The 19,697-nt window shown below is 65.3% G+C and carries 15 protein-coding genes, 1 tRNA gene and 1 pseudogene; 10 read left to right on the forward strand and 7 right to left on the reverse strand.

Annotated features, from left to right (window positions below):
• Positions 1–45: 45 nt before the first annotated feature.
• A complete protein-coding gene (locus ACPRTJ_RS18675) occupies positions 46–930 on the forward strand; it encodes a pseudouridine synthase (RefSeq protein ID WP_426427169.1) in 885 nt (294 codons plus the stop codon).
• 40 nt (positions 931–970) lie between these two features.
• Here ACPRTJ_RS18675 and ACPRTJ_RS18680 read toward each other — a convergent pair whose 3' ends face one another.
• Both ACPRTJ_RS18680 and acnA read right to left on the reverse strand, forming a co-directional pair.
• Positions 971–2,536, reverse strand: a complete 1,566-nt coding sequence (locus tag ACPRTJ_RS18680) for a methyl-accepting chemotaxis protein (protein ID WP_043864593.1) — start codon at positions 2,534–2,536, stop codon at positions 971–973.
• Positions 2,537–2,848: 312 nt separating this feature from the next.
• Complete coding sequence (gene acnA, locus ACPRTJ_RS18685) at positions 2,849–5,590, reverse strand: aconitate hydratase AcnA (RefSeq protein ID WP_043864592.1); 2,742 nt, start codon at positions 5,588–5,590, stop codon at positions 2,849–2,851.
• 251 nt (positions 5,591–5,841) lie between these two features.
• On the opposite strand from acnA, the gene rlmM reads away from it, so the two are divergent.
• The gene (gene rlmM, locus ACPRTJ_RS18690; RefSeq protein ID WP_043864591.1) at positions 5,842–6,906 is read left to right on the forward strand and encodes a 23S rRNA (cytidine(2498)-2'-O)-methyltransferase RlmM; all 1,065 of its coding nucleotides are present in this window, start codon (positions 5,842–5,844) and stop codon (positions 6,904–6,906) included.
• 59 nt (positions 6,907–6,965) lie between these two features.
• On the forward strand, positions 6,966–7,208 hold the full coding sequence (gene tusA / locus ACPRTJ_RS18695; protein ID WP_043864590.1) for a sulfurtransferase TusA: 243 nt from the start codon (positions 6,966–6,968) through the stop codon (positions 7,206–7,208).
• Here tusA and ACPRTJ_RS18700 read toward each other — a convergent pair.
• A complete protein-coding gene (locus tag ACPRTJ_RS18700; protein WP_414602818.1) occupies positions 7,205–8,605 on the reverse strand; it encodes an MATE family efflux transporter in 1,401 nt (466 codons plus the stop codon). The two genes, tusA and ACPRTJ_RS18700, sit on opposite strands and share 4 nt — an antisense overlap.
• Before the next feature lie 145 nt (positions 8,606–8,750).
• Here ACPRTJ_RS18700 and pdxB point away from each other — a divergent pair, with 145 nt between their 5' ends.
• Positions 8,751–9,893: a 4-phosphoerythronate dehydrogenase PdxB gene (pdxB, locus tag ACPRTJ_RS18705; protein WP_426427170.1), complete on the forward strand. Its 1,143-nt coding sequence runs from the start codon at positions 8,751–8,753 to the stop codon at positions 9,891–9,893.
• Positions 9,894–10,012: 119 nt separating this feature from the next.
• Here the strand turns inward: pdxB and ACPRTJ_RS18710 are convergent, their stop codons facing one another.
• Positions 10,013–10,183 (reverse strand): PA1571 family protein, encoded by a 171-nt coding sequence (locus tag ACPRTJ_RS18710; protein ID WP_167400204.1) that lies wholly within the window; start codon positions 10,181–10,183, stop codon positions 10,013–10,015.
• Between the two features lie 248 nt (positions 10,184–10,431).
• Between ACPRTJ_RS18710 and ACPRTJ_RS18715 the strand changes: the two genes are divergently transcribed.
• The 4 genes and pseudogenes from ACPRTJ_RS18715 (at position 10,432) to mqo (ending at position 15,981) form a co-directional block, all read left to right on the forward strand.
• Positions 10,432–12,195, forward strand: coding sequence for an ABC transporter transmembrane domain-containing protein (locus ACPRTJ_RS18715; RefSeq protein WP_426427171.1), 1,764 nt, complete (start codon positions 10,432–10,434; stop codon positions 12,193–12,195).
• Between the two features lie 792 nt (positions 12,196–12,987).
• A pseudogene (locus ACPRTJ_RS18720) lies at positions 12,988–13,101 on the forward strand (hypothetical protein); the annotation flags it as partial.
• A 225-nt stretch (positions 13,102–13,326) separates the two neighbouring features.
• A complete protein-coding gene (locus tag ACPRTJ_RS18725) occupies positions 13,327–14,031 on the forward strand; it encodes a methyl-accepting chemotaxis protein (protein WP_426429139.1) in 705 nt (234 codons plus the stop codon).
• Positions 14,032–14,394: 363 nt separating this feature from the next.
• The gene (gene mqo / locus ACPRTJ_RS18730; RefSeq protein WP_426427172.1) at positions 14,395–15,981 is read left to right on the forward strand and encodes a malate dehydrogenase (quinone); all 1,587 of its coding nucleotides are present in this window, start codon (positions 14,395–14,397) and stop codon (positions 15,979–15,981) included.
• 141 nt (positions 15,982–16,122) lie between these two features.
• Here the strand turns inward: mqo and ACPRTJ_RS18735 are convergent.
• Positions 16,123–16,199 (reverse strand) — tRNA-Pro (locus ACPRTJ_RS18735).
• A 79-nt stretch (positions 16,200–16,278) separates the two neighbouring features.
• Positions 16,279–16,500 carry a YgdI/YgdR family lipoprotein gene (locus ACPRTJ_RS18740; RefSeq protein ID WP_043864585.1) on the reverse strand — a complete coding sequence of 74 codons (222 nt, stop codon included), beginning with the start codon at positions 16,498–16,500 and terminating at the stop codon, positions 16,279–16,281.
• 200 nt (positions 16,501–16,700) lie between these two features.
• Here ACPRTJ_RS18740 and moaB point away from each other — a divergent pair, with 200 nt between their 5' ends.
• The gene (gene moaB, locus ACPRTJ_RS18745) at positions 16,701–17,240 is read left to right on the forward strand and encodes a molybdenum cofactor biosynthesis protein B (protein WP_043864584.1); all 540 of its coding nucleotides are present in this window, start codon (positions 16,701–16,703) and stop codon (positions 17,238–17,240) included.
• Positions 17,224–18,450, forward strand: a complete 1,227-nt coding sequence (gene glp, locus ACPRTJ_RS18750; RefSeq protein ID WP_116055045.1) for a molybdopterin molybdotransferase MoeA — start codon at positions 17,224–17,226, stop codon at positions 18,448–18,450. The genes moaB and glp overlap by 17 nt, the downstream gene beginning before the upstream one ends.
• On the opposite strand, the gene ACPRTJ_RS18755 is transcribed toward glp, so the two are convergent.
• A complete protein-coding gene (locus ACPRTJ_RS18755; protein WP_043864582.1) occupies positions 18,439–19,683 on the reverse strand; it encodes a glycosyltransferase family 4 protein in 1,245 nt (414 codons plus the stop codon). The genes glp and ACPRTJ_RS18755 overlap by 12 nt on opposite strands.
• Positions 19,684–19,697: the final 14 nt, after the last annotated feature.

Consider the following 19,697-nt stretch of genomic DNA (forward strand, 5'->3'; position numbering starts at 1 on the left):
CAGGCATGCCGGATAATGGACGGCCCCCAACTGGCGAGCATGTCCATGAGTGTCCCTTTCGATCCGGCCCAGCACCAGGCCAGCACTGTCTGCCTGCCACCGGGCAGTTGGGCCACCGTGCTCGACTGCCTGTGCGACCACTTCAAGGCGATCAGCCGTGAACAATGGCTCGATCGCATCGCCCGTGGGCGGGTGCTGGATGCCCAGGGCGCGCCGATTGACGTGGGCCTTGCCTACAAGCCAGGCCTGCGTATCCACTATTTTCGCGAAGTACCCAACGAAAAGCCGATCCCGGTGCAGGAGCATATCCTGCACGTCGACGAGCACCTGGTGGTGGCCGACAAACCGCACTTTCTGCCGGTGACGCCCACTGGCGAATATGTCGAGCACACGTTGCTGCGCCGTTTGATTCGCCGGCTCGACAACCCGCACCTGGTGCCATTGCACCGCATCGACCGGCACACGGCAGGCCTGGTGCTGTTCTCGGCCAACCCGCAAAGCCGTTCGGCCTATCAGCAGCTGTTTCCCACCCGACAGATCGACAAGCACTACCAGGCCATTGCCCGCGCCTTGCCGCAGCTGGAGTTCCCGCGGGTGCACAAGAGCCGGCTGGTCAATGGCGAGCCGTTCTTTCGCATGCAGGAGGTGCCCGGCATCAGCAACAGCGAAACCATTGCCCGGGTTCTGGAAAAAAACGGCGAGTGGTGGCGCTACGGCCTGTCACCGGTCACCGGCAAGACCCACCAGTTGCGGGTGCACATGACGGCGCTGGGGGCGAGTATCTGCAATGATCCGTTCTACCCGCAGATCGTGCAGGGGCCCGATGACTACGCAAGGCCACTCAAGCTGCTGGCCCACAACCTGCGCTTCAACGACCCGCTCGATGGGCAGGAGCGCTATTTCGAAAGCCGGCTGACACTGGACTGGTAGACCGCTGTGGGCGCACAACCAGAGGTTGTGCGCCACCGGGTCAACGGTTGAAGCGCTCCACCAGGGAATACTGGGTGGTGGCGGTGAGGGTCAGTTCCTCGCTGAGCAGCGCCGAATGCTGGGCCTGCTCGGAGGTCTGGTCGGCAAGCTGGGCGATGGTGCTGATGTTGCGGCTGATTTCATCGGCCACTGCGGTCTGCTCTTCGGTAGCGGCGGCAATCTGCGTGGTCATGTCGGTGATGTTGGCCACCGCCTCGCTGATGCCCACCAGCGCCTGGTCGGCTTCCATCACCCGTGCCACACCTTCCTCGGCCTGGCGATGGCCGGTTTCCATGGTCTGTACGGCATTGCTGGCGGTTTGCTGAAGCTTGGCGATCAGGCCGTGAATCTGCCCGGTCGATTCACTGGTGCGCTGCGCCAGCTGACGCACTTCGTCGGCCACCACCGCGAAGCCGCGGCCCATTTCACCGGCGCGTGCCGCTTCGATGGCGGCGTTGAGCGCCAGCAGGTTGGTCTGGTCGGCAATGCCCTTGATCACATCGACCACGCCACCAATCTCGTCGCTGTCGCGGGCCAGCTGGGTCACGGTCAGGCCGGTTTCGCCCACGGCAGCCGACAGACGCTGGATCGCATCGCGGGTTTCGCCGGCGATGTCGCGGCCGCGCCCGGTCAGGCGGTTGGCTTCCTGGGTGGCATCGGCGGTGCGCTGCACGTGGTTGGCCACTTCCTGGGTGGTGGCGGCCATCTGGTTGACGGCAGCGGCCACCTGCTCGGTCTCCACGCGCTGGCGCTCCAGGCCCGAGGAGCTGTTGTGGGCCAGGGTGTCGGACTGGCGCGCCTGCTCGTTGAGGTGCTCGGCGGTGTCCTGCAGGCGGGTCAGGCAGGTCTTGAGGCGCGCGTCCTGGCTGAGCATGGCCATTTCCAGGCGAGCCTGCACGCCGCGGCTGTCGGTGTACATCTGCGCGATCAGCGGGTCGGAGGTGGTCTGTTCGGCCAGGCGCAGCAGGCGCTTGAGGCCACGCTGCTGCCAGCTCAGGCCCAGCAGCCCCAGCGGTACCGACAGGGCGGCCGCCACGGCGAAGCCCCAGGAGTGGCCCAGCCAGCTGCCGATCAGGAAGCCGACCTGGCTGACCAGGATGAACGGCAGCCAGTCCTGCAGTACCGGCAGCCAGCGGTCGCGGCGCGGAATGGGTGGCTTGCCCTGATTGATGCGGTGATACAGCGCCTCGGCGCGACGGATCTGTTCGGCGCTGGGCTTGACCCGCACCGACTCGTAGCCGACTACCTGGTTGTTCTCGAAGATGGGGGTGACGTAGGCGTTGACCCAGTAATGATCACCCGACTTGCAGCGGTTCTTGACGATGCCCATCCACGGCAGGCCCTGCTTGAGCGTACTCCACATATGCGCAAACACAGCCGGCGGCACATCCGGGTGCCGGACCAGGTTGTGTGGCGCACGAATGAGCTCCTCCCGCGAAAAGCCGCTGATCTCGACGAAGGCATCGTTGCAGTAGGTGATCACACCCTTGGCATCGGTGGTCGATATCAGACGTTGTTGGGCAGGGAAAGTCCGTTCGCGCTGGGTAATCGGCTGATTGTTACGCATAAGCTGTTCTATCCGGAAGGCTTTCGTGGTGTATCGGCAGACAGGCGTTTTTATTGAATGGATATTTAAAGAATATTGATCCGGCTCAAGGTGCCTTAGCTGTTCGTGTTGTAGTTGAAAGGCTGCAAAGTCAAGCAACTTGTTTGCATTCTTTCATATATTTGTCATGTTAGTCAGCTAGTGACCTGGTGTTCACGCGGGGGCAGGTAGCGGGCGGGCAACGCCGCACAGTGCCTCTGGTTCAGGTCGAACTCAGTGGCCACACGGCGGGCCAGTGCAGGCCCGGCGCAACGGCGCCGGGCCTGCTTCAGGCTAGCTCGCGATCAACTGGCGCAGCACGTAGTGCAGAATGCCGCCAGCCTTGAAGTACTCCACTTCGTTGAGCGTATCGATGCGGCACAGTACCTGGATCTGCTGCGTCGATGCGTCTTCGCGGGTGATGTGCAGGGTCAGCGTCATGCGTGGCTGCACCTGGGTCTGGCTGAGGCCGAGAATGTCGATGCGCTCATGGCCGGTCAGCCCCAGGGTCTTGCGCGTCTGGCCCTCGGCGAACTGCAGGGGCAGCACGCCCATGCCCACCAGGTTGGAGCGGTGGATACGCTCGAAGCTTTCGGCCAGTACCGCCTTGACCCCCAGCAGGTTGGTGCCCTTGGCGGCCCAGTCGCGGCTGGAACCGGTGCCGTATTCCTGCCCGGCGATCACCACCAGTGGTGTACCTTCGGCCTTGTAGCGCATGGCCGCGTCATAGATCGCCAGCTTCTCGGCGCTGGGCACATGCACCGTGTTGCCGCCTTCCTCGCCACCGAGCATCTCGTTGCGGATGCGGATGTTGGCGAAGGTGCCGCGCATCATGACCTCATGGTTGCCGCGACGCGAGCCGTAGGAGTTGAAGTCCCGCGGCTCCACGCCCTTGTCGCGCAGGTAGCGTCCGGCCGGGCTGTCGGCCTTGATGTTGCCGGCGGGCGAGATGTGGTCGGTGGTCACCGAATCGCCTAGCAGCGCGAGTATCCGGGCGCCGTGGATGTCTTCGATGACCGGCAGCGGGCCGGTGATGTCGTCGAAGAAGGGCGGATGCTGGATATAGGTGGAGTCCTCCTGCCACACATAGGTCGCTGCCTGCGGCACCTCGATGGCCTGCCACTGTGCGTCGCCGGCAAATACCTCGGCATACTCCTTGTGGAACATCGCGGTATCGACCTTGGCCACGGCTTCGGCGATTTCCTGCTGGCTGGGCCAGATGTCGCGCAGGTACACCGGCTTGCCGTCCTTGCCCAGGCCCAGGGCCTCGCTGGACAGGTCGACGCGCACGCTGCCGGCCAGGGCGTAGGCCACTACCAGCGGCGGCGACGCCAACCAGTTGGTCTTGACCAGCGGGTGTACCCGGCCTTCAAAGTTGCGGTTGCCCGACAGTACCGAGGCGACGGTAAGGTCGGCCTGGGTGATGGCCTTTTCGATCGGCTCGGCCAGCGGGCCGGAGTTGCCGATGCAGGTGGTGCAGCCGTAGCCGACCAGGTCGAAGCCCAGGGCATCCAGATAAGGGGTCAGCCCGGCCGCCTTGTAGTAGTCGGTCACCACCTTGGAGCCGGGGGCCAGTGAGGTCTTGACCCAGGGCTTGCGCTGCAGGCCTTTTTCCACGGCCTTCTTGGCCACCAGCCCGGCAGCCATCATCACGCTGGGGTTGGAGGTGTTGGTGCAGGAGGTGATCGCGGCGATCACCACGGCACCGTCCTTGAGCAGGTGATTGGCGCCCTCGTGCTCGTATTCGATTTCGCCGGCCTGGTCGGCATTGCCCACCGCGACGCCGCCGCCCCCTTCACTTTCCAGGCGCCCAACCTCCTTGGTCGACACCTTCAGTTGCAAGCCGATGAAGTTGTTGAATGCCTGGGCCACTTGGGACAGCGCCACACGGTCCTGCGGGCGCTTGGGCCCGGCCAGGCTGGCTTCGACTTCGTCCATGTCCAGTGCCAGGGTGTCGGTGAACACCGGCTCCTGGCCCGCCTCGCGCCACAGACCCTGGGCCTTGCAGTAGGCCTCCACCAGTTGCACGGTGGCGGCGGGGCGACCGGACAGGCGCAGGTAGTCCAGGGTCACGTCGTCCACCGGGAAGAAACCGCACGTGGCGCCGTACTCCGGCGCCATGTTGGCAATGGTCGCGCGGTCGGCCAGGGGCAACTGGGCCAGGCCGTCGCCGTAGAACTCGACGAACTTGCCCACCACGCCCTTCTTGCGCAGCATCTGCGTCACCGTCAGCACCAGGTCGGTGGCGGTGATGCCTTCGCGCAGCTTGCCGGTCAGCTTGAACCCGATCACCTCGGGGATCAGCATCGACACCGGCTGGCCGAGCATGGCCGCCTCTGCCTCGATGCCGCCCACGCCCCAGCCCAGCACGCCCAGGCCGTTGATCATGGTGGTGTGCGAGTCGGTGCCGACCAGGGTGTCGGGGAAGGCATAGGTGCGTCCGTCTTCCTCGCGGGTCCACACGGTGCGGCCCAGGTACTCCAGGTTGACCTGGTGACAGATGCCAGTGCCCGGCGGCACTACGCTGAAGTTGTCGAAGGCGTTCTGGCCCCAGCGCAGGAACGCATAGCGTTCGCCGTTGCGCTGCATCTCAATGTCGACGTTCTCGCCGAAGGCCTGTGCGGTGGCGTAGCGATCGACCATCACCGAGTGGTCGATCACCAGGTCGACCGGGGAAAGCGGGTTGATGCGCTGCGGATCGCCGCCGGCCTTGGCCATGGCGGCGCGCATGGCGGCAAGGTCGACCACGGCGGGCACGCCGGTGAAGTCTTGCATCAGCACCCGTGCCGGGCGGTACTGGATCTCGCGGTCCGAGCGGCGCTGCTGCAGCCATTCGGCCAGTGCGTGCAGGTCCTGGCCGGTGACGGTCTTGCCGTCTTCCCAGCGCAGCAGGTTTTCCAGCAGCACCTTGAGCGACATCGGCAGGCGCTGCAGGTCGCCGAGGCTGCGAGCGGCCTCGGTCAGGCTGTAGTAATGGTATTCACGGTTCTCCACCGTCAGGGTCTTGAGGGTTTTCAGGCTGTCGAGCGAGGGCATCTGCCAACTCCTTCTGCGTCGGTGCCTGGCAATCATCCTTGCAGTCGCCAGTTCACCGCCTCTGTGACGGTCCGCACGGCACGGACCTGGCTAAGCGGTCAGGTTAGCCCTGTTTGGCGGACCTGACCATGTACTGGACCGGCGGGGCGTGTCGCCAGTTCCTAAACTGCTTTATCATTCGCCGATTTGCCGTGTGCAGGTGTTGCGCCCGGTCAGGGTTGGCGTGCAGGCCAGCCGTTCTGGAGTAGTTGATGAATACCCTGTTTATGCATTGCCGGCCCGGTTTCGAGGGTGAAGTGTGCGCCGAGATCGCCGAGCATGCCGCACGCCTGGGGGTTGCCGGTTATGCCAAGGGCAAGCCGCAGAGCGCCTGTGCCGAGTTCGTGTGCAACGACGCCGAGGGCGCCGAGCGCCTGATGCGCGAGCTGCGTTTCAAGCAGCTGATCTTTCCGCGCCAGTGGGCCCGCGGCAGCTTCGTCGAGTTGCCCGAAACCGACCGTATCAGCGTGCTGCTCGAGCACCTGGCCGCCTACCCGGTGTGTGGCAGCGTGTGGCTGGAGGTGATGGACACCAATGACGGCAAAGAGCTGTCGACCTTCTGCCGCAAGTTCGAGGCGCCGTTGTGCAAGGCCTTGAGCAAGGCTGGCCGGCTGGTTGACGACCCGGCCAGGCCGCGTCTGCTGCTGACCTTCGTCAGTGGCCGGCGCGTGTTCGTGGGGCTGGCCGCAGCGGACAACTCGGCGATGTGGCCGATGGGCATCCCGCGCCTGAAGTTTCCGCGCGAGGCGCCGAGCCGTTCGACCCTCAAGCTCGAGGAGGCCTGGCACCACTTCATCCCGCGTGAGCAGTGGGAGCAGCGCCTGTCGGGCGACATGACCGGGGTCGACCTGGGCGCCGCACCGGGTGGCTGGACCTACCAGCTGGTCAAGCGCGGCATGCTGGTGACCGCGATCGACAACGGGCCGATGGCCGAGAGCCTGATGGATACCGGGCTGGTGCAGCACCTGATGGCCGACGGGTTTACCTACAAGCCCAGGCAGACCGTGGACTGGATGGTGTGCGACATTGTCGAGAAGCCGGCGCGCAGCGCAGCGCTGCTGGAAACCTGGCTGGGGGAAGGGCTGTGCCGCGAGGCGGTGGTCAACCTCAAGCTGCCGATGAAGCAGCGCTATGCCGAGGTGCGGCGGCTGCTCGAGCGTATCGAGGACGGATTCAAGGCGCGCAAGGTCAAGGTGTCGATCGGCTGCAAGCAGCTGTATCACGACCGTGAAGAGGTGACGTGTCACCTGCGTCGTCTGGATCTGAAACCGCGTTGAGGCCTTCGCCGGCAAGGCCTTCAATCAACACCGAACAACCGCTGACCCCGGAGTACCTGATGACCGACCTCACCCCCGACGCCACCCTGGATGCCACCGGCCTCAACTGCCCCGAGCCGGTCATGATGCTGCACCAGCACATCCGCGACCTGGCGCCCGGCGGCCTGCTCAAGGTGATTGCCACCGACCCCTCGACCCGCCGCGACATCCCCAAGTTCTGTGTGTTTCTGGACCATGAACTGGTGCAGCAGCAGGAAGATGCCGGCACCTACCTGTACTGGATCCGCAAGAAACTCGCCTAACCCCGGCGCTGCTGGCGGATGCGCTTGCGTGCGCTGCGCGCCAGGCGCACCGACAGCATCAGCGCCGCACAGGTCAGCCCCACGATAAGGCCTTCCCATAGCCCGCTGGGGCCGCTGGCCGGCCCGAAGTGGTCGGTAAGCCCCAGCAGGTAGCCCACCGGCAGGCCGATGCCCCAATAGGCGAACAGGGTCAGGATCATGGTCACGCGGGTGTCCTGATAGCCGCGCAAGGCGCCGGCCGCAGTCACCTGGATCGCGTCCGAGAACTGGAACAGCGCCGAATACACGATCAGCATCGAGGCGATCTGGATCACCGCCAGGTCCGTGGTGTAGATGCTGGCGATAGGCTCGCGCAGCAACAGCATCAGGCTGGCCGAAAAGCAGGCGTAGGCCAGCGCCGTACCCATGCCCACCCCGGCGGCAAAGCGCGCCTGGCGCGGGTCGCCGGCACCGATGGCCTGGCCGACCCGCACGGTTACCGCCATGCCCAGCGAATACGGGATCATGAACACCAGCGAACTCACGTTCAGGGCGATCTGGTGCCCGGCCACCACGGTGGAGCCCAGGCTGCCGATCAACAGGGCAATCACGCCGAAGATGCTCGATTCGGCGAATACCGCGATACCGATCGGCAGGCCGACCGTGAGCAGGCGCTTGATCACCGACCATTGCGGCCAGTCGAAACGGGCGAACACCTGGGCCGGGCGATAGGCCGCTGCACGGCCGACCCACAGCGCCATGGCCAGGGCCATGAACCACATCACGATGCCGCTGGCCCAGCCGCAGCCCACGCCGCCCATGGCTGGCACGCCCAGGTGGCCGTAGATGAACACGTAGTTCAGCGGGATGTTCAGCATCAGCCCGCTCAGCCCGATCACCATGCTCGGCCGGGTACGGCCCAGGCCGTCGCTGCTGCAGCGCAGCACGTAGTACAGCGCCACCGCCGGCAGGCCGAAGGCGATGCCTTGCAGGTAGCCCATGCACGGTGCGATCAGTTCCGGGTCGACCTTCATCAGGTGCAGTACCGGCTCGGCGCTGAGCAGCAGGCCGCAACCGCCCAGGCCGACCACGCCGGCCAGCCACAGGGCCTGGCGCACCAGCGGGCCGATCTCGGCATGCTGGCCGGCACCGAAGCGCTGCGCCACCTTGGGCGTGGTGGCCAGCAGGATGCCGGTCATCAGCAAAAACACCGGCACCCAGATCGAGTTGCCCAGGGCAACCGCTGCCAGGTCGCGCGGGCCGACCCGGCCAGCCATCACGGCATCCACGAAGCCCATGGCGGTGGTGGCCAGCTGGGCGATGATGATCGGCGTGGCCAACTGCAGCAGGCTGCGCACTTCAGTGCCGACCCTGGCTGGGCGGGAGAGGCGGGTGGTAGCGGTGTTCGACTGTGTCACGGGGCGGATGTCCACAATAAAGGCGCGGAAAACCGCCTAGTCTACGCCTTGACGCATGGGTCAGGAAATACACCGGCGGGCTTTATCTCGGCTGGATCGAGCCGGGTGTATGGGCCTACACTGCGCTCCCTTACAGGAGAGCGCCATGCTGATTGTTGCCGACGAGAATATACCGCTGCTCGATGCCTTCTTCGCAGGCTTCGGCGAGATCCGCCGTTACCCGGGCCGCAGCATCGACCGCGCCTGCGTGCAGGACGCCGATGTATTGCTGGTGCGCTCGGTGACAAACGTCGACCAGGCCCTGCTCGAAGGCAGCAAGGTGCGCTTCGTCGGCACCTGCACCATCGGCACCGATCACCTGGCCCTGGACTACTTTGCCCAGGCCGGTATCCAGTGGTCCAGCGCGCCGGGCTGCAATGCGCGGGGCGTGGTGGATTATGTGCTGGGCAGCCTGCTGACCCTGGCCGAGCTGGATGGCGCAGACCTGGCGCGGCGCACCTACGGGGTGGTTGGCGCCGGTGAAGTCGGCGGGCGTCTGGTGGAGGTGCTGCGCGGGCTGGGCTGGGCGGTACGGGTATGCGATCCGTTGCGCCAGGCGCAGGAGGGGGGTGACTACGTGAGCCTGGAGCAGGTGCTGGCCGAGTGCGATGTGATCAGCCTGCACACGCCCTTGACCAAGGGCGGCGAGCATTCGACCTGGCACCTGCTGGACGTCGAGCGCTTGGCGCAACTGCGCCCCGGCGCCTGGCTGATTAACGCCAGCCGCGGCCCGGTGGTCGACAATGCGGCATTGCGCAGCCTGCTGCAGGCGCGTGACGATGTGCAGGCGGTGCTGGATGTGTGGGAGGGCGAGCCGCAGGTCGATCAGGCGCTGGCCGACCTGTGCGTGATTGCCACCCCGCATATCGCCGGCTACAGCCTGGATGGCAAGCAGCGCGGCACGGCGCAGATCTACCAGGCGTTCTGCGCCTGGCGGGGCGAGGCCGAAACGGTGCGCCTGGCCGACCTGCTGCCGCGCCCATGGCTGGCGCAGCTCAGCCTGCAGGCCGAAACCGATCCGGCCTGGGCTCTGGCCACACTGTGCCGTGCGGTGTACGACCCGCGCCGCGACGATGCGGATTTTCGTCGCAGCCTTGACCGTGACCCGCAGGCCCAGCGCGCGGCCTTCGATGTGTTGCGCAAACAGTACCCGCCGCGGCGCGAGATCGAGGGGCTGATGGTGCGCATCGAGGGTGATGCGCCGCAGTTGCAGCAGATGGTCAAGGCGTTGGGTGGCCTGTTGGTGTGAGGTACTGCTTTCGCCGGCCGGCAACGGGTCTCCCTGCAGGCGCCGGCCTTGCCGGCGAAGCGGGCTTTACACCAGGCATAAAAAACCCGGCACCAGGGCCGGGTTGATTTGAATAGGGGTCAGGCTTTCTTGGCGAGCTCTACCCGGCTTTTCTCCAGGTCCTCGCAGGCTTTTCTGATCATGTCTTCGGTGATCTCGATTTCCCGACCCTGGGCATCGATGATCGACCCGCACGCCGGGTTCGGATGGCTTGGGCGTTGCGCTTGGGTATTGCTGTTTTGCAAGCTCATTTCCTGTCTCCTCATCAGGTTGCAAGCTCAGACTAGATCCGCGACATGACCGCACCATGACAGCCCTGTCACACCTCCAGTCCAACAGAAAGTCAGACAAATCTCCAGCGGCACTTTAGAACGAAACGCTCTAGTGAACTTGTTGCCTGGTCTTGTCAGTGATGCCCCACGCGCTGCAGAGTTCCTTGGCGCCTGACCGGTGGTCGGGTGTAGGCTGACCTGCACACTCCGGATAAACGAAGACCTTCATGCCCAGCCTTCTTTCTGCTCGCCAGCGCCAGGCCCTGCGCCTGGCCTGGCGTTTCATTCGCCCTTACCGCAAACAGGCCATGGCCGCACTGCTGGCGCTGGTGGTCACTGCAGGCATCACGCTGTCCATGGGTCAGGGCATTCGCCTGCTGGTGGACCAGGGTTTCATGACCCAGTCGCCACACCTGCTCAACCAGTCCATCGGCCTGTTCATGTTGCTGGTGCTGGCACTGGCGGTGGGTACCTTCAGTCGTTTCTACCTGGTGTCGTGGATCGGCGAGCGGTGCGTGGCGGATATACGCCAGCAGGTGTTCGACCACCTGGTTTACCTGCACCCGGGCTTTTTCGAAAGCAACCGCAGTTCGGAGATCCAGTCGCGCCTGACCACCGACACCACGCTGCTGCAATCGGTGATCGGCTCGTCGCTCTCGCTGTTCCTGCGCAATGCCCTGATGGTGCTGGGCGGCATCGTGCTGCTGTTTGTCACCAACCCCAAGCTCACCAGTATCGTGGTGCTGGCCTTGCCGCTGGTGCTGGCGCCGATCCTGATCTTCGGCCGGCGGGTGCGCGGCCTGTCGCGCCAGAGTCAGGATCGCATCGCCGACGTGGGCAGCTACGTGGCCGAAACCCTCGGCCAGATCAAGACCGTGCAGGCCTACAACCACCAGGCCCGTGACCAGCAGCGTTTCGGCCTGACCGTGGAGGCTGCCTTTACCACCGCTCGCCAGCGAATCGTGCAGCGCGCCTGGCTGATCACCCTGGTGATCGTGCTGGTGCTCGGGGCGGTCGGTGTGATGCTGTGGGTCGGTGGCATGGACGTGATCGCCGGGCGTATTTCCGGCGGCGAGCTGGCGGCGTTCGTGTTCTACAGCCTGATCGTCGGCAGCGCCTTCGGCACCCTCAGCGAAGTGATCGGCGAGCTGCAACGGGCCGCGGGCGCAGCCGAGCGGATCGCCGAGCTGCTGGCGGCACGCAGCGAGATCCACGCCCCCGACGAAGGGCTGGAGCGCCTGCCTCCCAGGGTCAGTGGCCGCCTCGAACTGCAGGAGGTGCATTTTGCCTACCCCTCGCGGCCCACCCCGGCGGCTATCGACGGCCTGAGCCTGACGGTGGTGCCTGGCGAGACCCTGGCCCTGGTCGGGCCCTCGGGGGCGGGCAAGTCGACGCTGTTCGACCTGCTGCTGCGCTTCTACGACCCGCAGCAGGGGCAGATACTGCTCGACGGCCAGCCACTGACCCGGCTCGACCCGCAGGACCTGCGTCGGCATTTCGCACTGGTTGCGCAGAACCCGGCGCTGTTCTTCGGCACGGTCGAAGACAACATCCGCTACGGGCGTGCCGAGGCTACCAGTGCCGAGGTCGAGGCAGCGGCGCGCAGCGCGCATGCCCATGAATTCATCCTGCAGTTGCCGCAGGGCTACCAGACGCACCTGGGCGATGCCGGGCTTGGGCTTTCCGGTGGTCAGCGCCAGCGCCTGGCCATTGCCCGGGCGCTGCTGGTGGACGCGCCGATCCTGCTGCTGGACGAGGCCACCAGTGCCCTCGACGCACAAAGCGAGTACCTGATCCAGCAGGCCTTGCCAGCCCTCATGGCCGGGCGCACCACGCTGGTCATCGCCCATCGCCTGGCCACGGTGCAGCACGCCGACCGTATCGCCGTGATCGACCAGGGCCGGCTGGTCGCGGTGGGCACCCATCGCCAGCTGATTGCCGAGAACCCGCTGTATGCGCGGCTTGCCGCCTTGCAGTTCAACAGCGCATGAAGGAAATGTTACAGATTTTGTACGTCTGTAACATTTCTGTAGCAATCCCCTGAGAGTATCGGATCAGCTGTTGCGTAATGCTCAATGCAGTTTGCTGCCATCGCTCGATGGCAGCTTTTTTTTGCCCGGTGAACGAGGACAAGGACGTCTTTGACTGGTGCGGCAGGTGGCGCGCCAGCTTTCCTATCCTCTTGTTCCGAGACCCTTGCGATGTTCGTGCGTAAATCCCTGCGGCTGCAAATTCTCGCCCTGCTGGCTGGCAGCCTGCTGGCGATGTTGCTGATCGCCCTGGTGTGCTTTCAGTTCCTGTCGGCCAGCGTGCGTGGCTACGGCCAGCTGGTGGAGGGGCCGATACTGGCTTCGCAACTGATCGACGAAGCCAACCTGCAGTTCAAGGTGCAGGTGCAGGAATGGAAGAACGTATTGCTGCGCGGCAAGCAGCCGGTCGAGCGGGACAAGTACTGGCAGCAGTTTTCGGCGCGTGAACAGCAGGTGCAGGCGCTGCTGGCCCAGCTGGTGCGGGCCAACGCCGACGATGCGGGGCTCAGAACGCGTCTGCAGGCGCTCAAGGACAGCCACGCGCAACTGGGTGCTGCCTATTCCCGCGGTCGCGATGCGTTCATCGCGGCAGGGGCCGACCCCGCTGTCGGGGACCAGGCAGTGAAGGGCGTGGACCGCGCGGCCAGCGAACAGATGAGCGAATTGGTCAGCCAGTTGCGTGCCGATGCCCAGGTGCAGGCGGCGGCCATCGATGCCCGCGCGCAGCGTACGGTGTGGCTGGGGCTGCTGGTGATGCTCGGCTCGGCGCTGCTGATTGCGCTGCTGAGCCTGTGGCTGGTTGATCGCAGCCTGATCGAGCCGATTCGACGCCTGATCGAATACGTGGCACACCTGAGCCAGGGCCGCTTCGATGCCCGCGTGGCCTGCGGGCGCCATGACGAGCTGGGGCGCCTGGCGGTGGCTGCCAATACCTTGCGCGATTTTCTGGCCGACACGGTAGGGCGCCTGCAGGACAACGCCCGGGAGCTGGAGTCCGCCAGCGGCGAGCTGCGCAGCCTGGCCGGCGGCATGGCGCGGGGCACCGAAGACCAGTTCCAGCGGACCGACCAGGTGGCCACGGCCATGCAGGAAATGTCCGCCACTGCCCAGGAGGTGGCCCGCCATGCAGCGGACGCGGCCCGCGCCGCGGATGATGCCGACCACAGTGCCCAGGCCGGCGAGCAGGTGATGCAGTCGACCATTGCCACCATCGACGCGGCCAACCGGGACATCGCCGGCACGGCGGCGGTGATTCGCCATCTGGAACAGGACAGCGCCCGTATCGGCAAGGTGCTGGAGGTGATCCGCGCTATCGCCGAGCAGACCAACCTGCTGGCGCTCAATGCTGCCATCGAGGCGGCCCGTGCCGGCCAGGCCGGGCGCGGGTTCGCGGTGGTGGCCGACGAGGTGCGCAACCTGGCCCAGCGCACGGCGGCGTCCACCGCCGAGATCAACCAGATCATCAGCGCCGTGCAGTCGGGCGCGCTGGAGGCGGTCAAGGCCATCGAGAACGGCCAGGCCCGCAGCGAGGAGGGGGCCGAACAGGTACAGCGTGCCGGTGCCATGTTGCAGCGCATCACCCAGGCGGTGGAGGCCATCCGCGACATGAACCGCCAGATCGCCACCGCCGCCGAGGAACAGACCAGCGTGGCCGAAGACATGTCCTGCAACCTGGTGGAGATCACCCGCATCGCCACCGCCAATCAGGGCGCCGTGCAGCGGACCGAGCAGGCCGGGCAGCACTTGCACGACCTGTCGGGTCGGTTGGGCGAGGTGACGGCGCGCCTGCGGGCCTGACCGGGGGAAATCCGCCACCTGCCGGCCTTTATGTCGGGCAATGTGGCGGATTGTCGCCAGCAAAACCATCAACGATGGGGTGCGACCACAGGTCCTAGCTATTAGCCGTTGGTCTTGTGCAAGTTGGCCCGCTTTCTGCTTAAGGCGACCCAGGCTTAAGCCTTGCGAAACATTCAGGGCTGCTACGGCAGCCATGGCGTCAGACCGTTCCCCGCACCCTCGATACCCCAGCCGCCAGCCAGCCTCGAAGGCCTGGACGCCATGCCTTGAGCCATGGCCTGCGCGCGCAGAACCACAAGAGACGGGCGTGCACTGCGGGCGTGATGGTCATTGCCAATCACTTCACTTCAATTGGATTGAACTATGAAAAAAATCCTGCTGACGCTCCTGTGCCTGAGCGTCATGGGTTGCTCCAAGCCCAGTGAACCGGAAAAGACCGTCGACGTGCTGCTGATCGGCGGCGGCATCATGAGTGCAAGCCTGGGGACCTACCTCAACGAGTTGGAGCCGGATTGGTCCATCGACGTGTACGAGCGCATGGACAAGGTGGCCGAGGAAAGCTCCAACGCCTGGAACAACGCCGGTACCGGCCACTCTGCGTTCTGCGAGCTGAACTACACCAGCGAAGCGGCTGACGGTTCGATGGACATCAGCAAGGCGGTGGGCGTCAACGAGCAGTTCGAGATCTCCAAGCAGTTCTGGGCCTACCAGGTCGAGCAGAAGGTGCTGAACAACCCGACCTCGTTCATCAACAACGTGCCGCACATGAGCTTTGTGTGGGGCGACAAGAACGTCGAGTTCCTCAAGAAACGTCATGCGGCCCTGCAGCACAGTTCGCTGTTCCGTGGCATGGAGTACTCCGAAGACCACGCGCAGATCCAGAAGTGGGTGCCGATCGTGATGGAAGGCCGTGCCGCCGACCAGAAAATTGCCGCAACGCGCATGCCGATCGGTACCGACGTGAACTTCGGCGAGATTACCCGCCAGCTGTTCGCTTCGCTGACCCAGCATGACAACGTCAAGCTGCACACCTCGCACGAAGTGCGCGACATCGTGCGCAACGCCGACAACACCTGGACCGTGGTGGTCGCCGACCTCGCCAACAAGGGCGTCGAAACCAGCGTCAAGGCCAAGTTCGTGTTCATCGGTGCCGGTGGTGGCGCGCTCAATCTGCTGCAGAAGTCCGGCATCCCGGAAGCTGACGGCTATGCCGGCTTCCCGGTGGGCGGCCAGTTCCTGATGACCGACAACCAGGACATCGTCAAACGCCACAAGGCCAAGCTGTACGGCAAGGCCTCGGTCGGTGCGCCGCCGATGTCTGTACCGCACCTGGACACCCGTGTCATCGATGGCAAGGAAGTGCTGCTGTTCGGCCCGTTCGCGACCTTCTCCACCAAGTTCCTGAAAAACGGTTCGCTGCTGGACATGTTCTCGGCACTGACCACCCACAACATCATGCCGATGACCCATGCTGGTATCGACAACATCGACCTGAGCACCTACCTGATGGGCCAGTTGATGCTGAGCTTCGAAGACCGCATGCATGCCCTGCGCGAGTACTTCCCCAACGCCAGGAACGAAGACTGGAAACTGCTGCAGGCCGGCCAGCGCGTCCAGGTGATCAAGAAGGATCCCGAGCACGGTGGCATCCTGCAGTTCGGTACCGAGGTGGTGGCTTCGCAGGACGGCACCATCGCCGCGCTGCTGGGCGCCTCGCCAGGTGCCTCCACCGCCGCACCGATCATGCTGACCGTGCTGGAAAAGACCTTCAAGGACCGTATCAAGACCCCTGAATGGCAGGCCAAGCTGAAGCAGATCGTGCCGACCTATGGTCAGAAGCTCAACAACAACCTCGAGCTGACCAACAAGACCCGTGAGTGGAGCAGCTCGCGCCTGAACCTGCTGTTCGTGCCGGTGCTGCCGGACGAGACGGCGGTGGCCGCGCAGTAACGTCGGGTGACGCTTCGCGGATCGAGCCCGCCCCCGCCGGATGCTTGACATCCTTGTGGGGGCGGGTTTGAGCCACAGCGGATGCAGTACAGCCAGAAACCACAAAGCCCGCAAAAGCGGGCTTTGTGGTTTTTGCCGATCTGGTCGGAGAGACAGGATTCGAACCTGCGGCCTTCTCGTCCCGAACGAGACGCGCTACCTGGCTGCGCTACACTCCGATGACAAAATTCTACTCAAAAAAAAACGCGACCGGCAAGCCCCGGCGAGGGGCCTGAAGCTTGCCGTCTGTACTGCCTTTTACAGCTCTTTCACGGTGCGGACCTGGTCCTTGTTGATCCGGGTGCTCTTGCCGTCGAGCTGTTCGATTTCATAGAAGCCCGAATCTTCATCGTACTTGGGGGTGTCGACCGCCTGGATCTCACGTCCGTCATTCAGCGTGATCACGGTAGGCGAAGCACACCCGGCGAGGGTGCCCAGGCCCAGGGCGAGCAGGAAAGCGGGGAGGGTCCGTTGAATCATATTCTTTCTCCATTGAGGGGGAAGTTGCGGGTCATGTCATTGAGACGCATCGCGTCCCAGCAAGTTCCTCGCAACTTGAGCATAGCGGCTGAACCGCGTCATTGATCGGGAACAATGCAATCGGCCGCTGGCGGGCGGGCGCGGGGAGGGCTGTGATATAACTGGCGGCATTCTTTCCCTGTCATGGATTCACCCTCCTCATGAAAGCCAAGGCTGATGTACCGTTCGTGCCGCTGAACATTGCCGTGCTGACCGTCAGCGATACCCGCACCCTGGAAACCGATACCTCCGGCCAGGTGTTCGTCGACCGCCTGACTGCTGCCGGCCACGCGCTGGCCGCCCGTGTACTGCTCAAGGACGACCTCTACAAGATTCGCGCGCAGGTCGCTACCTGGATCGCCGACGAGCAGGTGCAGGTGGTACTGATCACGGGCGGCACCGGCTTCACCGGCCGCGACAGCACCCCCGAGGCGGTCGGTTGCCTGCTCGACAAGCAGGTCGACGGCTTCGGTGAACTGTTCCGGCATATCTCCCTGGCCGATATCGGCACCTCCACCGTGCAGTCCCGCGCCCTGGCCGGGCTGGCCAATGGTACGCTGGTGTGCTGCCTGCCCGGCTCGACCAACGCGGTACGCACCGGCTGGGACGGGATTCTTGCCGAGCAACTGGATGTACGCCATCGCCCGTGCAATTTCGTCGCGCACCTCAAGCAGGCGGCGCCGTGTGAAAGCCGTGGCTGAGCCTGTTGCGGCAAAGCCGCTGCTGCCCGTGGAGCAGGCACTGGAGCGCTTGCTGGCGCTGGCCGAAGCGGCGCGCATCGAAGACTGCGAAGCGGTGCCACTGGCTGCTGCCGAGGGCCGTGTGCTGGCCACGGCGCTGGTCGCCGGCCTTGATCTGCCGCCCTGGCCCAACAGCGCCATGGACGGCTACGCACTGCACCACGCCGACTGGCAGGGCACGCCGCTGGTGGTGAGCCAGCGCATTCAGGCCGGGCAGGCGCCTGCGCCTCTGGAGCCGGGTACCTGTGCGCGCATCTTTACCGGTGCGCCGCTGCCGGCAGGGGCCGACTGCGTCGAGATGCAGGAGAACGCCGACGTTCAGCCCGATCAACGCGTGTGTTTCACCGAGCCGCTCAGTGCCGGGCTCAACGTGCGCCCGCAGGGCCAGGAAACCCGGGCAGGTGAAACCGTGCTGGACGCCGGGACCCGCCTCGGGCCGGTCGAGCTGGGCCTGGCTGCCTCGCTCGGCTGCGCGGTGCTGTCGGTAGTGCGCAAGGTGCGGGTGGCGGTGCTTTCCACCGGCGACGAACTGGTCGAGCCGGGGCTGCCCCTGGGCCCCGGGCAGATCTACAACAGCAACCGGCGCCTGCTGGTCAGCTGGCTGCAGCGCCTGGGCTGCGAGGTGAAGGACGCCGGCATCCTGCCCGATGATCTGGCGTTGACCCGTGAGCGCCTGGGCCAGCTCAAGGACGTCGACCTGATTCTGTCCACCGGTGGTGTATCGGTGGGCGAGGCCGATTACCTGGGTATCGCCCTGCGCGAAGAAGGTGAGCTGTCGCTGTGGAAGCTTGCGATCAAGCCCGGCAAGCCGCTGACCTTCGGGCATTTTCGCGGGGTGCCGGTGATCGGCCTGCCAGGCAACCCGGCGTCGACCCTGGTCACCTTCGGCCTGCTCACCCGGCCGTACCTGTTGCGCCGCCAGGGTGTGCAGGACGTGACACCGCTGCAGTTCAGCGTGCCTGCCGGTTTCGACTGGCCCAAGCCAGGCAATCGCCGCGAATACCTGCGCGCGCGCATGGAGCAGGGCCAGGCGCTGATCTACAAGAACCAGAGCTCGGGTGTGCTGCGCAGCGCCGCGTGGGCCGAGGGCCTGGTGGAGGTGCGCGAGGGCACTGCGCCCGGCAAGGGCGACAGCGTGCAGTTCATCCCCCTCAGCGAGCTACTCGGCTGACGGCAGCAGGCCCCGGGCAACCCGGTCGTTGCCCAGTGGGGCCTGCGCGGCGAGGCGCGCATACACGCTCTCCAGCTGCGCGGCGGCCCTGCTCCAGTCATGCTGCTCGCGCACGAACTGGCGCGCGGCATCGGACAACTGCTGCATGCGCGTCGGGTGGCTCAGCAGGCGGGTGATGATCAGTGCCAGCGTGTCGGTGTCGTCCCCACCCAGGTAATGCTCGCCGTTGCGCACTGCCAACCCCGCTGCGCCCTGGGTGGTGGTGACCACCGGCAGGCCTGCGGCCATGGCCTCGAGCAACTTGATCTTGCACCCGCCGGCATGGCGCAGCGGGGCAAAGAACAGCGCCGAGTGGCGTTGCAGCTCACGCAGGTCGGGCAGGTAGCCGATCCATTCGATGCGCGGGTCGTTCCAGCGCAGCTTCCACTGGGTGGGCAGGGCATGTCCGACCACCGCCAGGCGCACGGCCGGGTTGCTCAGCCATACCTGCGGCAGGATCTCCTCCAGCGCCCACTCCAGCGCCTCCAGGTTGGCGCCGTATTCGAAGTTGCCCACCAGCAGCAGGCGCTGGCTGTGCGGGCAGGCGCTGATGTGCTGGTAGTACTCGTAGTCCACGCCGTTGATCACCACCTCGGCAGGGCGGCCGGTGAACTGGCGGATCTGTTCGGCATCGCGCGGGTTGACGGCCACCACTTCGCTGGCCTGGCGCAGCACCCGCGACTCCCAGCGCCGGTAGCGCCAGCGGTCGAAGCTGTTGAACGGTCGCAGCCACAGGGGCAGGCGGTCCTGGCACACCGCGCCGGTGTCCGACTCCACATGATGCTCGCTGACCATGAAAGGCAGGCCGCTGGCTTGCAGGGCCTTTTCGAAGGGTTGGAAACTGTAGCTGTGCTCGATCTGGATCACATCCCACTGCTCGCGCAGCAACGTTTCGAAGCAGTGGCGCAGGTGGGGCGCCAGGCCGTTGGTGCTGGCCCGCATCGGGTAGCCGACGTATAGCGCCGCCAGCAGGTTGAGCGGGCTGCGCAAAGGCCTTCGCGGCAACACGATCAGGCGCTCGAGCAGTGGCTCCAGTGCCTGTCGGGCTGCCTCGCCAAGCGGAACTTTCGAGTGCACCAGCAGCGTGATCCTGTGCCCGCGTTCAGCCAGGCCACGCAACAGGTGGTATTGCCGGGCCTTGCTGCCGCTGGTGGTGGGCCAGGGCAGGTAAGGCAGTGTCCAGAGTACGCGCATGACCCACTTCCTCT

The sequence above is a fragment of the Pseudomonas palmensis genome (assembly GCF_049942755.1).
Lineage (GTDB): Bacteria > Pseudomonadota > Gammaproteobacteria > Pseudomonadales > Pseudomonadaceae > Aquipseudomonas > Aquipseudomonas palmensis.

Excerpts from the sequence above, each read along its gene's own strand:
- ACPRTJ_RS18675 (WP_426427169.1), top strand. The coding sequence starts at position 46 with ATGAGTGTCCCTTTCGATCCGGCCCAGCACCAGGCCAGCACTGTCTGC.
- ACPRTJ_RS18680 (WP_043864593.1), bottom strand. The coding sequence starts at position 2,536 with ATGCGTAACAATCAGCCGATTACCCAGCGCGAACGGACTTTCCCTGCC.
- acnA (WP_043864592.1), bottom strand. The coding sequence starts at position 5,590 with ATGCCCTCGCTCGACAGCCTGAAAACCCTCAAGACCCTGACGGTGGAG.
- rlmM (WP_043864591.1), top strand. The coding sequence starts at position 5,842 with ATGAATACCCTGTTTATGCATTGCCGGCCCGGTTTCGAGGGTGAAGTG.
- tusA (WP_043864590.1), top strand. The coding sequence starts at position 6,966 with ATGACCGACCTCACCCCCGACGCCACCCTGGATGCCACCGGCCTCAAC.
- pdxB (WP_426427170.1), top strand. The coding sequence starts at position 8,751 with ATGCTGATTGTTGCCGACGAGAATATACCGCTGCTCGATGCCTTCTTC.
- ACPRTJ_RS18710 (WP_167400204.1), bottom strand. The coding sequence starts at position 10,183 with ATGAGCTTGCAAAACAGCAATACCCAAGCGCAACGCCCAAGCCATCCG.
- ACPRTJ_RS18715 (WP_426427171.1), top strand. The coding sequence starts at position 10,432 with ATGCCCAGCCTTCTTTCTGCTCGCCAGCGCCAGGCCCTGCGCCTGGCC.
- ACPRTJ_RS18725 (WP_426429139.1), top strand. The coding sequence starts at position 13,327 with ATGTCCGCCACTGCCCAGGAGGTGGCCCGCCATGCAGCGGACGCGGCC.
- mqo (WP_426427172.1), top strand. The coding sequence starts at position 14,395 with ATGAAAAAAATCCTGCTGACGCTCCTGTGCCTGAGCGTCATGGGTTGC.
- ACPRTJ_RS18740 (WP_043864585.1), bottom strand. The coding sequence starts at position 16,500 with ATGATTCAACGGACCCTCCCCGCTTTCCTGCTCGCCCTGGGCCTGGGC.
- moaB (WP_043864584.1), top strand. The coding sequence starts at position 16,701 with ATGAAAGCCAAGGCTGATGTACCGTTCGTGCCGCTGAACATTGCCGTG.
- ACPRTJ_RS18755 (WP_043864582.1), bottom strand. The coding sequence starts at position 19,683 with ATGCGCGTACTCTGGACACTGCCTTACCTGCCCTGGCCCACCACCAGC.